The 11,960-nt window shown below is 55.3% G+C and carries 13 protein-coding genes; 7 read left to right on the forward strand and 6 right to left on the reverse strand.

The features are described from left to right. Nucleotides 1-50 precede the first annotated feature (50 nt). Nucleotides 51-569 (forward strand): superoxide dismutase [Cu-Zn] SodC, encoded by a 519-nt coding sequence (gene sodC / locus ACEPLT_RS09470; protein ID WP_023343972.1) that lies wholly within the window; start codon nucleotides 51-53, stop codon nucleotides 567-569. On the opposite strand, the gene ACEPLT_RS09475 is transcribed toward sodC, so the two are convergent. Genes ACEPLT_RS09475 through ACEPLT_RS09485 form a run of 3 tightly spaced genes read right to left on the reverse strand, consistent with a single transcriptional unit; the run spans nucleotide 548 to nucleotide 3,680 of the window. Further along, the gene (locus ACEPLT_RS09475; RefSeq protein ID WP_063616306.1) at nucleotides 548-2,581 is read right to left on the reverse strand and encodes an FUSC family protein; all 2,034 of its coding nucleotides are present in this window, start codon (nucleotides 2,579-2,581) and stop codon (nucleotides 548-550) included. The two genes, sodC and ACEPLT_RS09475, sit on opposite strands and share 22 nt — an antisense overlap. Further along, on the reverse strand, nucleotides 2,581-3,441 hold the full coding sequence (locus tag ACEPLT_RS09480) for an efflux RND transporter periplasmic adaptor subunit (RefSeq protein ID WP_023292627.1): 861 nt from the start codon (nucleotides 3,439-3,441) through the stop codon (nucleotides 2,581-2,583). Before ACEPLT_RS09480 ends, ACEPLT_RS09475 begins: the two co-directional genes overlap by 1 nt. A gap of 2 nt (nucleotides 3,442-3,443) precedes the next feature. Further along, on the reverse strand, nucleotides 3,444-3,680 hold the full coding sequence (locus tag ACEPLT_RS09485; RefSeq protein ID WP_008500581.1) for a DUF1656 domain-containing protein: 237 nt from the start codon (nucleotides 3,678-3,680) through the stop codon (nucleotides 3,444-3,446). 186 nt (nucleotides 3,681-3,866) lie between these two features. Between ACEPLT_RS09485 and slyA the strand changes: the two genes are divergently transcribed. Beyond that, a complete protein-coding gene (slyA, locus tag ACEPLT_RS09490; protein WP_021241135.1) occupies nucleotides 3,867-4,307 on the forward strand; it encodes a transcriptional regulator SlyA in 441 nt (146 codons plus the stop codon). A 35-nt stretch (nucleotides 4,308-4,342) separates the two neighbouring features. Here the strand turns inward: slyA and ACEPLT_RS09495 are convergent, their stop codons facing one another. Continuing rightward, nucleotides 4,343-5,704 (reverse strand): MASE4 domain-containing protein, encoded by a 1,362-nt coding sequence (locus tag ACEPLT_RS09495; RefSeq protein ID WP_447088370.1) that lies wholly within the window; start codon nucleotides 5,702-5,704, stop codon nucleotides 4,343-4,345. A gap of 199 nt (nucleotides 5,705-5,903) precedes the next feature. Continuing rightward, complete coding sequence (slyB, locus tag ACEPLT_RS09500) at nucleotides 5,904-6,371, reverse strand: outer membrane lipoprotein SlyB (protein WP_008500578.1); 468 nt, start codon at nucleotides 6,369-6,371, stop codon at nucleotides 5,904-5,906. A 255-nt stretch (nucleotides 6,372-6,626) separates the two neighbouring features. Between slyB and anmK the strand changes: the two genes are divergently transcribed. The 5 genes from anmK to pdxY all read left to right on the forward strand — a co-directional run bounded on the left by anmK (nucleotide 6,627) and on the right by pdxY (nucleotide 11,209). Continuing rightward, nucleotides 6,627-7,751 (forward strand): anhydro-N-acetylmuramic acid kinase, encoded by a 1,125-nt coding sequence (gene anmK, locus ACEPLT_RS09505; protein ID WP_023343975.1) that lies wholly within the window; start codon nucleotides 6,627-6,629, stop codon nucleotides 7,749-7,751. A gap of 87 nt (nucleotides 7,752-7,838) precedes the next feature. Continuing rightward, nucleotides 7,839-8,168, forward strand: coding sequence for a C-type lysozyme inhibitor (gene mliC / locus ACEPLT_RS09510; RefSeq protein ID WP_085930290.1), 330 nt, complete (start codon nucleotides 7,839-7,841; stop codon nucleotides 8,166-8,168). Nucleotides 8,169-8,225: 57 nt separating this feature from the next. Next, complete coding sequence (pdxH, locus tag ACEPLT_RS09515; protein WP_008500575.1) at nucleotides 8,226-8,882, forward strand: pyridoxamine 5'-phosphate oxidase; 657 nt, start codon at nucleotides 8,226-8,228, stop codon at nucleotides 8,880-8,882. A gap of 125 nt (nucleotides 8,883-9,007) precedes the next feature. After that, nucleotides 9,008-10,282, forward strand: coding sequence for a tyrosine--tRNA ligase (tyrS, locus tag ACEPLT_RS09520; RefSeq protein WP_008500574.1), 1,275 nt, complete (start codon nucleotides 9,008-9,010; stop codon nucleotides 10,280-10,282). A gap of 66 nt (nucleotides 10,283-10,348) precedes the next feature. Then, nucleotides 10,349-11,209, forward strand: coding sequence for a pyridoxal kinase PdxY (gene pdxY, locus ACEPLT_RS09525; RefSeq protein WP_044596742.1), 861 nt, complete (start codon nucleotides 10,349-10,351; stop codon nucleotides 11,207-11,209). A gap of 77 nt (nucleotides 11,210-11,286) precedes the next feature. On the opposite strand, the gene gstA is transcribed toward pdxY, so the two are convergent. Further along, the gene (gene gstA, locus ACEPLT_RS09530) at nucleotides 11,287-11,892 is read right to left on the reverse strand and encodes a glutathione transferase GstA (protein WP_008500572.1); all 606 of its coding nucleotides are present in this window, start codon (nucleotides 11,890-11,892) and stop codon (nucleotides 11,287-11,289) included. Between the last annotated feature and the right edge of the window lie 68 nt (nucleotides 11,893-11,960).

Consider the following 11,960-nt stretch of genomic DNA (forward strand, 5'->3'; position numbering starts at 1 on the left):
TTTGCCCCTGGTATACACTTAAGGGGCAAAAAATAACCAGCGGAGGTCATATGAAGCGTTTTGCTCTGGCAATGGTCGCGCTGGTTGTTTGCGCAGGGGCGCAGGCAGCCAGCGACGAAGTGGAAATGAATCTCGTCACCTCTCAGGGTGTGGGTCAGTCCATCGGTACGGTGAAAATCACGGAAACCGATAAAGGACTGGAGTTCGCTCCCAACCTCAAAGCACTCCCTCCCGGTGAGCATGGTTTTCATGTTCACGCCAAAGGAAGCTGTCAGCCCGCGTTAAAAGAGGGGAAAGCGTCGGCTGCGGAAGCGGCAGGCGGTCACCTTGACCCGCAGCACTCCGGCAAGCATGAGGGCCCCGAAGGCATGGGACATCTGGGCGATCTGCCCGTGCTGGTGGTCAATAACGACGGTAAAGCCACCGATCCCGTTGTCGCGCCGCGGCTGAAAAAGCTGGATGAGGTGAAAGGCAAAGCGCTGATGATCCACGTCGGCGGCGACAATATGTCCGATCAGCCTAAACCGCTTGGCGGCGGCGGGGCGCGTTATGCCTGCGGCGTGATCTGATCCCCAATCGTACCCGGCGGTGGTGCCTGTTCCAGCTGCGACAGCGAGCAGTGCAGCCGCCAGATTATCGAGGCCAAATCGCGGGCGGCGGGGAGATGATGTCGTGCAAGCGTATCGCAGATCCGCTGCAGTTCATTCAGCGTGGCTTCCAGCGGCCGCTGCTGGACCCCGCGTTCGCTCATGACATCGCGCAGCAGGGAGATGCAAACGTCACGCACCTGCGACAGCGGGTCGGAACGCGTTTCCCACCCGCGAAGCTGCCAGACCACGTGCGAGCAGTTCAGCAGCACCACGCCCCAGCGCAGCAGCCAGCGCCGGGAAAGCTCGTCCTGGCTGTTATTGAGCTGGCTGACGTGATGATAAACCAGCGATTCATATTCACTCTCACGAAGATGCGGTTTGCGGCTGAGCTGATCGACAAACCCCCGGCGTAACTCCCGGATATGCCTGCGGCTTTTGCGGGCATCGGAGCCGGGACGCAGCACCGCGAAGGCCAGCCACGCCAGCCCCACGCCAAGGATCTTTGCCAGGTTGTCATTGAGAAAATCGGCGTAATCGTACACCGGTGGATTCGTCACGGAGATAAACGAGCCCATAAAGACAATCAGCTGTCCCCACAGTCCCGCCAGCTTCGGCATCTGCAGCTTGAGTAGCTGCATGGTGGTCAACAGCGGAAAGAGGAACAGCAGGAACTGCCAGAGATCGCTTATCTGCACCATCAGGCCAAACTTCACCACAAAACTGAACAGCGACAGCAGCACCAGGGTGCGCAGCAGGAGCGTCAGCGAGTTAAACGGCGAGGCCGCGACGGAGTAAAGCACGCAGCTGATGGCGGCGAGCGTCAGGGCCGCCGTACCGGACTCCCACTGCGTGGTGATACTCCACGCGCCCACCAGCATCAGCGCGCAAAAGGTGCGAAAACCGCTCCACAGCGCTTCCAGGTAGTCGGTATGGCGGGCGAGAGCCGGGCTCCCGGGAACGTTGAACTCCGTGACCGGCGTGGCGTTCTCTACCGCGTTAATCCAGCGGCTGCTGCGCAGGTAGAGTCGGCAAAAGTAATTCAGACGCTGCCAGAAGGCGCGATGGCGATAATCATATTCATCCACCGGGGCGAGCGGGGCGATTATTCGCGCGACCGTGTAGATGTCTGCATCCGGGCGCGCAAGGGTTGCGAGCAGCGTTTCAATCACCGCGCGCGTGTTTTCCGGCGGCGTTGGCCAGTTGAGCAGCATCCGGCGCAGGCTGGAGATGGCGCTGGTCATGCGCAGCTGCTGGTGCAGCAAATAGTTAAGCAGGGTGTTCTGACGGCGAAAGCGGTAGTGGCTCCAGAACGCCTGAATACGCAGCAGATTCATTGTCAGGATCTGTCCTATCACCTTTTCATGGGCGAGACGGATCTCATCGCTGGTATCCGGTTGCCACAGCAGGCTCGCGTGTTCAAGCAACCGGGTATGCATGGTTTTAAGGGCGGTGATGAGTGCGGTGCCGTCGGAGGTGCTGGGGAGGATCATCATCATAAATCCGCCGCAGAGGATCCCGACAATCACTTCGCAGACGCGCGCCTGTGCAATATCCCACAGCTCGGTGGTATCGAGCACATTCACCACCGGGAAGGCAATAATGGCGGCGGTATAGCCCGCCAGCTGGAAAGCGTAGGCGACGTTGTTGGTGAAATGGGCGCAGGCCCAGGTACAGCATCCCAGCCATGCCGCCATGCTCAGGAGGAACAGCCATGGGTCGTTCAGCGTGTGGCCGGCGATAATTAACGCCGCCGTGGCACCCAGCAGGCTGCCGGCGATACGCCCAAGGCTTTTACTGATCACCCCACCAACGGTGGGAAAACTCACCACTGCGGCAGAGGTCATCGCCCAGTAGGGCTCATCCAGGTTCAGGTAATAGGCGACGGTCAGCGCCAGACACATGGCAATGCCGTTACGCAGCGCGTAGCGCCACTGAGGACGCGTCGCTTTCATCCACGGCGAGTTTTGCCAGGAGAGCGCCTGCAGCTTCATTAAGGGGTTCCGATGGAGACAGTGCAGGTGGTGCCGGATACCAGCGTGATGCCCTGCGGTAAATGGTCAAACTCCACGCGAACAGGCACGCGTTGAGCGAGACGCACCCAGGGGACGTTCGGCTTGATATCCGGCACCAGGCCGGAATCTGTTTCAACGCTTTGATCGTAAATGGCGCGACCAATGCTGGAGACGTGACCCTGTAACCTTTGCGAGCCGCTGTACAGCGTAATCGCTGCTGGCGATCCCTCGCGAATATGCCGAAGCTTGGTCTCTTCGAAGTAGCCCACTACGTAGAAGGAGTGGCTGTCGACCAGGGCGAAAACGGGCTGTCCCGTGGTGGCATAGTTACCCACGCGGGCGGAAAGGTTGGTCACCCATCCATCGACAGGGGCGGTAATCACGGTTTGGGTCAGCTCCCACTGCGCCTGCTTCAGCGTCGCCTCAGCCACGTTGACGCTCGCCTGCATCGCCTTAACGTTGAGGTTGGCGGTGTCTAAATCTTCCGCGGAGATGTAGTTTTGCGACAGGTGACGGCGGCGGTTGGCCTCGTTGTTGGCCTTTGCCAGATCAGACTGGGCTTTTGCCAGCTGCGCCTGGGCATTCAGAATCGCGATGTGGTACGGGGTGTCGTCGATTCGGAATAAAACCTCTCCCTTTTTAACGTACTGGTTATCCTTAACCAGCAGCGACGTAATGCTTCCCGATACCTGCGGGGTAATGCTGACCTGCTCAGCGCGAATCTTACCGTCACGCGTCCAGGGAGACTGCATGTAATAATTCCAGAGCCACCATCCGGCGACCAGCGCAAGGACCAGAACAAACAGGGTGGAAAAGTACTTCAGCGTTTTCAGGGGCATAGTCACCACACGATCAGAACAGCAAGGCCCAGGCATACACAGAGGGCAAACAGGGAAAGATCCATCAGCATGGGATGCCAGATTTCGCCGGAATACATCCAGTCGCGAAGCAGGCGATGCGCGATGAGCCAGAGAATAAAGCCCACCAGCACGGCCTTAAACAGAGGGGGAAAGTAGACTGACGCACCGAAGATCAGGTCCTGGAGGGGTAAACCCTCTGAGCGATGAAAAAAGGTCACGAGCAGAGATCCTTTGCAGTGAACAGAATGCCGTGTTGGCTTGTCTGAGTATGAAGAAGCATCACAATTCAGTGTAAGTCATACTTTTGAGTTAGATGAATGCAGTATTGCATTTGTTTTGCCATTACAAATGCTGCACACTATTCTAAAATCAGTATAATAACTTAGCAAGCTAATTATAAGGAGATGAAATTGGAATCGCCATTAGGTTCTGATCTGGCAAGGTTGGTACGCGTCTGGCGTGCTCTGATTGACCATCGCCTGAAACCTCTGGAATTGACACAGACGCATTGGGTCACGCTGCACAACATTCATCAGCTGCCGCCCGACCAGTCGCAAATTCAACTGGCAAAAGCGATAGGCATTGAGCAACCGTCACTGGTGCGCACGCTTGACCAGCTGGAAGAGAAGGGGCTGATCTCCCGACAAACCTGCGCCAGCGATCGTCGCGCCAAGCGGATAAAACTCACTGAGAAAGCGGCGCCTATCATTACTGAAATGGAAGCTGTGATTACCAAAACGCGCGGTGAAATCCTTTCAGGCGTTTCACCGGCGGAGCTGGAAATGCTCATTAGCCTCATTGCTCGCCTTGAGCAAAACATCCATGAGCTACAGTCTCGCGACTGATCAACACTAAGGTCTTGCAGCAGCAAGGCCTTTTTTTACTTAAAGACCACCACTCGATTACGGCCTGTCTCCTTCGCTTCATACATCGCCTTGTCGGCACTCTCCACGCACGCTTCTGCGGTCACGGACGATGACGTCGCCGTAAATACTCCCATGCTGATGGTAATCGGCTCAGGTAGCTGCCCTCCGCTGCTGGTTTTATCAAAGCTGCTTAGCTTCAACCGAATGCGTTCCGCCACCTGGTGGGCTGCATCTGAAGAGGTGTTGGCCAGCATCAGCACAAACTCCTCACCGCCGATTCGAGCCGCGATGTCCTGCGGGCGTACGGAATCCATCAGCAGATTGGCGACAAACTGTAAGACTTTGTCTCCCTGAAGGTGGCCATAGTTATCGTTGATACGCTTGAAGCGGTCGAGATCGCTGACGATAACCGAAACTGGGCGGCTGGGTTTCGCCATGTCCAGCGCCTGGTTTAACGATTCATAAAAATAGCTGCGGTTATACAGGCGCGTAAGCGTATCGCGAATCGAATTTTGATATGACTGCTGATATTTTAAATGGGAATCGCGGTACAGCATGAAGACGTCGTAGAGCAGTACAAAAATAATCATCAGCGTAGCGACGGTTTCAAATAGCCGGGCGCGATACCACGATATATCTTCAGCATGTCCGCCTACTAACAGCATGGCGAGCGTGACGATATAGCAAACGCACAGGAAATTTCCGCCTACCCAGAATAAATTGCGCACGCGCGTGACAAACATCAGCGTTACTAATGAAACCACCCAGAAGACAATTAAAGAAATATTTATGGATTGGCTCCAGAGCACCATAAACTGACGGGTTTCGTTATCAACCAGGTCAATGGATAACAAGGGCGAGTGACTGGAATATATCCAGGCCAGTCCCACAACGCAGGCGGTAAAGAGAAACGCCCCGCTCACAATTGAGATATGCGCCAACCGTGAAAAGGGGTAATCGCGCGTAGGATAGAGTATTGCCGCAACGATGAACAACACCGCCATTAAAAAGTGGCGGAACATAAAGTAGATCATCGCATCGTTGTAGTTCACGACGTTGAACTGATAGAGGTCTAGCCACGCTGGAAAGCTGGACAGCGTTCCGACCATCAACAGTGCCGAACCGGCAAAGGCAAAGGCGATCGCAATCAGATAGAGCCGCCGCTTATCACACCAGTATTTCATTGCCATAAAGCAGGCAATAAACAGGTGAAACACGAGTAAAAAAATGGTGAGCGTAGGGAACAAAAGAGGCGAGAAGGAGGGAACCCATTCAACCACTTTTGAAAAGAGAGCTTGTAATATTCCGATGACGACAAGGCAACCGAAACAGAACGAGATATAACGACCTTTTAGACAACGACTATTCGCAAGCATATAAGTTTTTACAAAATGAGAAATACATCATGAAGAGGTAATTGCGAAGAGTCTAAGCAAGTAATGCAATAAATACTTTGCGCGGAGACAATATACGATGAGATTAAATATTTGTGGGGCGAATATATTTTGTAAAAATATTCGTATAAGTGATGTATATTGTAAATGGATGTGGCCCAATGGCCACATCCATTTTTAATTAACGTGGAGAAACGGTCACCTGGCTTCCGTTGCTTGCCAGCACAACGCGCTGACCTGCGGAGAAGCGGGTGCTGCCTTGTTTCTGAACAACCATAATGGTGCTGCCGTCGTCTTTACGAATTTCCAGCTCAACGCCCTGGGTTTTGTTCATCGCACCCTGAACACCCTGGCCTGCTACACCACCGGCCACTGCGCCTGCGGCTGTTGCCAGAGAACGGCCCGTACCGCCGCCGACGGTATTACCTAGGAAACCACCCAGAACGGCACCGCCGATGGCGCCCATCACGTTGTTTTCATCACCACCCTGAATCTGTACAGGGCGTGCGTTAACAACGGTACCGTAAGTCACGTTCTGAACCTGTTTCGCTTCAGAAGCGCTATAAACGTCGCCAGAAAGTGAACTGTCATTCACACAGCCAGCCAGAGTTAAACCAATCAGCGAAACGCCCAGTACACGTAAAATCATTTGAATCTCCTGTTCACCAAAAACGCCCGATGGGGGGCATCCGTTATGGCTAAATTATATGGCATAAGGGGCCATCGTTCATATCTTTGCACTAACAATAGGAAAATTGTACTTGAATTTGACTTAACGAGACATAAACAGGATCCGCCCACGCTACCCGTCTGACATTGTTAAAAAATATTATTGCCGGATGGCAAAGCGACGCCGTTTATGGTTGAGTGGATATCCTTAGCCCACGCAACGTAAGGAAAGCGCATGAAATCGGGTCGCTACATTGGTGTGATGTCAGGCACCAGTCTGGATGGGGTAGATGTCGTTCTGGCTGCCATTGATGAGAACATGGTGGCGCAGCAGGCGAGCCTGACCTGGCCAATCCCCATTTCACTGAAAGAGGATATTCTCAGTATCTGTCAGGGGCAGCAGCTGACCCTTTCGCAGCTTGGACAGCTGGATGTCCGCCTGGGGGCGCTGTTTGCAGATGCGGTGCAGGCTTTGATGCAAAAAGAACATCTTCGTCCGCAAGATGTGGTGGCCATCGGGTGTCACGGACAAACGGTCTGGCATGAACCCATCGGCGATGCCCCGCACACCCTGCAAATCGGCGATAACAACCAGATTGTGGCGAAAACGGGCGTCACGGTGGTCGGCGATTTCCGTCGTCGCGATATAGCCCTTGGCGGACAGGGCGCACCGCTGGTGCCCGCGTTTCATCAGGCGCTGCTGGCGCACCCTTCAGAACGGCGCATGGTGCTCAACATTGGTGGGATCGCCAATCTGTCGATGCTTATTCCGGGGCAGCCGGTCCGCGGCTACGATACCGGTCCGGGCAATATGTTAATGGATGCCTGGATCTGGCGTCAGTGCGGGCAACCGTATGATAAAAACGCGGAGTGGGCGAGTGAGGGTAAGGTGATTCTCCCGCTGCTGCAGTCCATGCTGAGCGATCCTTATTTTGCCTTACCGGCACCGAAAAGCACGGGGCGTGAATACTTCAACTTTGGCTGGCTTGAGCGCCAGCTGGCGTCATTCCCGGCGCTCGCGCCGCAGGATGTTCAGGCGACGCTTGCCGAGCTTACGGCCGTGTCGATTTCTGAACAGGTGCTGCTTAGCGGCGGATGTGAACGCCTGCTGGTGTGCGGCGGGGGAAGCCGTAACCCGCTGGTGATGGCGCGTCTTGCCGGGCTGCTGCCGGGTACCGAAGTGTCGACGACCGATGAGGCCGGCATCAGCGGGGATGATATGGAGGCGCTGGCCTTTGCCTGGCTTGCCTGGCGCACCGTTGCCGGGCTGCCGGGCAATTTACCGTCGGTCACCGGCGCGCGCGAGGCGAGCGTGCTAGGGGCGATTTTCCCGGCAAATCCGCGTCATAATCAGAGTTAACTGAAATTCAGCGCGGCGCGTCGTCGTTAGAATGGAACGAAACAGGGGGGCAGCCATGCCCTCCAGGACCAGGATAGTCTTCGGAATATGCCCATGAAAAAACTTCTTCTTATTGCCGCCCCTTTGCTGCTGTCAGGATGCAGCGTCTACAACCAGCTCGTTGAGCGCATGCAGACCGATACCCTGGAATATCGCTGCGACGAAAAACCGCTGACCGTGAAGCTGAACAATCCGCGCCAGGAAGCCAGTTTTGTTTACGACAATAAATTGCTGACGCTGAAGCAGGGCATTTCGGCCTCGGGCGCACGCTACACCGACGGTATCTATGTCTTCTGGTCGAAAGGCGACAGCGCCACGGTCTACAAACGCGACCGTATTGTGCTGAACAATTGCCAGCTCGAAAATCCGAAGCGTTGAGATTTTTACAGGGGCGGCGCACAATAGCGCCACCCACTCTCAATGTCAGCTAACGCCATGTCAGATAACGACGAACTGCAGCAAATTGCGCATCTGCGCCGTGAATACACCAAAGGCGGCCTGCGTCGCCAGGATCTTCCCGCTGAACCCCTCGTGCTTTTTGAACGCTGGCTGAAACAGGCCTGCGAAGCGAAACTTGCCGACCCAACGGCGATGGTTGTCGCAACGGTAGATGAAAACGGTCAACCGTATCAGCGTATCGTATTGCTCAAGCATTATGACGAGAAAGGGCTGGTGTTCTATACCAACCTTGGCAGCCGCAAAGCGCATCATCTGGAAAACAATCCGCGTATCAGCCTGCTGTTCCCGTGGCACATGCTGGAACGTCAGGTCATGGTGACCGGCAAAGCGGAACGTCTCTCGACGCTGGAAGTGGTGAAGTATTTCCACAGTCGTCCGCGTGACAGCCAGATTGGCGCCTGGGTATCAAAACAGTCCAGCCGCATTTCCGCTCGCGGCGTGCTGGAAAGTAAATTCCTCGAGCTGAAGCAGAAGTTCCAGCAGGGTGAAATCCCGCTGCCGAGCTTCTGGGGTGGTTTCCGCATCCCGATTGAGCAAATCGAATTCTGGCAGGGGGGCGAACATCGCCTGCACGACCGCTTTTTATACCAGCGCGAGAATGGCGGCTGGAAAATCGACAGACTGGCGCCGTAATCCCCGAAATTTGTTGATTTAAGCGCTAGCGCACACCGCGCTTGCGCTTTATTCTATGGTCCTTTCGCATCAGGCGAAAAGTCGTGTACCGGCAAAGGTGCAGTCGTTTATACATGGAGAATTTGATGGCAAGCAGTAACTTGATTAAACAATTGCAAGAGCGGGGCCTCGTGGCCCAGGTGACGGACGAGGAAGCGTTAGCAGAGCGACTGGCGCAAGGCCCGATCGCGCTCTATTGCGGCTTCGATCCCACCGCTGACAGCTTGCATTTGGGGCATCTTGTTCCATTGTTATGCCTGAAACGCTTCCAGATGGCGGGCCATAAGCCTGTTGCCCTGGTGGGCGGCGCGACCGGTCTGATTGGTGACCCAAGCTTTAAAGCCGCTGAGCGTAAACTGAACACCGAAGATACCGTGCAGGAGTGGGTCGATAAGATCCGCAAACAGGTTGCACCGTTCCTCGACTTCAACTGTGGCGATAACGCCGCGATTGCCGCGAACAACTACGACTGGTTTGGCAGCATGAACGTGCTGACCTTCCTGCGCGACATCGGCAAGCACTTCTCTGTTAACCAGATGATTAACAAAGAGGCCGTGAAGCAGCGTCTGAACCGTGACGACCAGGGTATCTCCTTTACCGAGTTCTCCTACAACCTGCTGCAGGGCTATGACTTTGCCTGCCTGAACAAACTGCACGGTGTTTCCCTGCAGATTGGCGGTTCTGACCAGTGGGGTAATATCACCTCCGGTATCGACCTGACCCGTCGCCTGCACCAGAATCAGGTCTTTGGTCTGACCGTTCCGCTGATTACCAAAGCAGACGGTACCAAATTTGGTAAAACCGAAGGCGGCGCGGTATGGCTCGATCCGAAGAAAACCAGCCCGTACAAATTCTACCAGTTCTGGATCAACACGGCGGATGCAGATGTTTATCGCTTCCTGAAGTTCTTCACCTTTATGGATATTGAAGACATCAATGCGCTGGAAGAAGAAGACAAGAACAGCGGTAAAGCGCCACGCGCGCAGTACGTGCTGGCGGACGAAGTGACCAAACTGGTTCACGGTGAAGAAGGTCTGGCCGCGGCAAAACGCATTACCGCAAGCCTGTTCAACGGTACCCTGAGCGATCTGAGCGAAGCGGACTTCGAACAGCTGGCGCAGGACGGCGTGCCAATGGTTGAGATGGAGAAAGGGGCTGACCTGATGCAGGCGCTGGTGGATTCTGAGCTGCAGCCTTCCCGCGGTCAGGCGCGTAAAACCATCGCCTCAAACGCGATCACCATCAACGGTGAAAAGCAGGCTGACCCGGAATACACCTTTGTTGATGGCGACCGTCTGTATGGCCGCTACACCCTGCTGCGTCGCGGTAAGAAAAACTACTGCCTTGTCTGCTGGAAATAATTAACAGTCTCGAGGGGCGTGGGAAACCACGCCCCTTTTGTTTTTTCAGGGTTTGGTAAGCATAAAATGAAGAACATCCTCGCCATTCAGTCCCACGTTGTTTTTGGACATGCTGGCAACAGCGCTGCGGAATTCCCGATGCGCCGCCTCGGCGTCAACGTCTGGCCCCTCAATACCGTTCAGTTCTCTAACCACACGCAGTATGGCAAATGGACCGGCTGCGTGATGCCGCCTTCGCACCTCACCGAGGTTGTGCAGGGCATTGCCGATATCGACCAGCTTAAGCGCTGTGACGCCGTATTGAGCGGTTATCTTGGTTCAGCGGAGCAGGGGGAACATATCCTCGGCATCGTGCGTCAGGTAAAGGCTGCCAACCCGTCGGCAAAATACTTCTGCGACCCCGTTATGGGCCATCCGGAAAAAGGCTGTATCGTGGCGCCAGGCGTGGCAGAATTCCACGTTCGCCATGCGCTGCCCGCCAGCGATATCATTGCGCCAAACCTGGTCGAACTGGAAATTCTCTGCGAGCATCCGGTTAACAGCGTAGAAGAGGCCGTAAGCGCGTCACGCGAGCTGATCGCGCAGGGGCCTGAGGTTGTGCTGGTAAAACACCTCGCGCGCGCAGGGCTAAGCCAGGATCGCTTTGAGATGCTGCTGGTGACGAAAGAGGATGCCTGGCATATCAGCCGCCCGCTGGTGGATTTTGGCCCGCGTCAGCCGGTGGGCGTGGGCGATGTGACCAGCGGGCTGCTGCTGGTGAAACTGCTTCAGGGTGCAACGGTGAGGGACGCGCTGGAGCACGTTACGGCAGCGGTGTACGAAATTATGATTGCGACGAAAGAGATGCAGGAATATGAACTGCAGGTGGTCGCGGCACAGGATCGTATCGCGAAGCCGGAGCACTATTTCAGCGCAACCCAGCTTTAAACGATGCCGGGTGGCGCTGCGCTTACCCGGCCTACAAAACCCGTAGGCCCGTGCCAGCGCAGCGCCGCCGGGCGATATTAGTTAAGACCTTCCGCTTTCAGCGCCGCAGCCACCGCAGGACGTTCAGCCACGCGTTTCATATACGATGCAATGTGGTCTAACCCTTCCAGATTCAGCTTAACCGCACGTGCCCAGCGCAGCACGGTGAAGAGATACGCATCAGCGATCGTGAAGCGCGAGCCGCCAATCCACTGTTCGTCTTTCAGCGATTCGTTAACGTACTGCAGCTTTTTCTCCAGCAGGGCGCGCAGGGTCGGCTTAAACTCTTCCGGCGTATCCGGGCGGAACAGCGGCGTAAAGCCTTTGTGCAGCTCGGTGGCAATGTAGTTCAGCCATTCCAGCGTTTTATAGCGAGAAATCGTACTGACCGGTGCCAGCAGCTGGCGATCGGGCACGCTATCGGCCAGGAACTGCATAATCGCCACGCCTTCGGTCAGCAGGGTACCGTCATCCAGCAGGAGCGCCGGAACCTGTCCTTTCGGGTTAATGGCAAGAAAGTCATCGCCGTTTTCCAGACGTTTTTTCATCAGATCAACGCCATCCAGCGTGAAATCTTTGCCGCTCTCGCGCAGGGTGATATGGGAAGCAAGAGAGCACGCGCCCGGTTTGTAGAACAGTTTCATCGGTAACTCCTTTTCGCTGAGGTTTCAGCTATGTTAGTGCGCAAACGGATAAAAAAAAAGCCGCTAAT

It is taken from the genome of Enterobacter sp. fkY84-1, assembly GCF_052974705.1.

Excerpts from the sequence above, each read along its gene's own strand:
- slyA (WP_021241135.1), top strand. The coding sequence starts at position 3,867 with ATGAAATTGGAATCGCCATTAGGTTCTGATCTGGCAAGGTTGGTACGC.
- ACEPLT_RS09480 (WP_023292627.1), bottom strand. The coding sequence starts at position 3,441 with ATGCCCCTGAAAACGCTGAAGTACTTTTCCACCCTGTTTGTTCTGGTC.
- gstA (WP_008500572.1), bottom strand. The coding sequence starts at position 11,892 with ATGAAACTGTTCTACAAACCGGGCGCGTGCTCTCTTGCTTCCCATATC.
- slyB (WP_008500578.1), bottom strand. The coding sequence starts at position 6,371 with ATGATTTTACGTGTACTGGGCGTTTCGCTGATTGGTTTAACTCTGGCT.
- sodC (WP_023343972.1), top strand. The coding sequence starts at position 51 with ATGAAGCGTTTTGCTCTGGCAATGGTCGCGCTGGTTGTTTGCGCAGGG.
- ACEPLT_RS09475 (WP_063616306.1), bottom strand. The coding sequence starts at position 2,581 with ATGAAGCTGCAGGCGCTCTCCTGGCAAAACTCGCCGTGGATGAAAGCG.
- pdxY (WP_044596742.1), top strand. The coding sequence starts at position 10,349 with ATGAAGAACATCCTCGCCATTCAGTCCCACGTTGTTTTTGGACATGCT.
- mliC (WP_085930290.1), top strand. The coding sequence starts at position 7,839 with ATGCCCATGAAAAAACTTCTTCTTATTGCCGCCCCTTTGCTGCTGTCA.
- pdxH (WP_008500575.1), top strand. The coding sequence starts at position 8,226 with ATGTCAGATAACGACGAACTGCAGCAAATTGCGCATCTGCGCCGTGAA.
- ACEPLT_RS09495 (WP_447088370.1), bottom strand. The coding sequence starts at position 5,704 with ATGCTTGCGAATAGTCGTTGTCTAAAAGGTCGTTATATCTCGTTCTGT.
- anmK (WP_023343975.1), top strand. The coding sequence starts at position 6,627 with ATGAAATCGGGTCGCTACATTGGTGTGATGTCAGGCACCAGTCTGGAT.
- tyrS (WP_008500574.1), top strand. The coding sequence starts at position 9,008 with ATGGCAAGCAGTAACTTGATTAAACAATTGCAAGAGCGGGGCCTCGTG.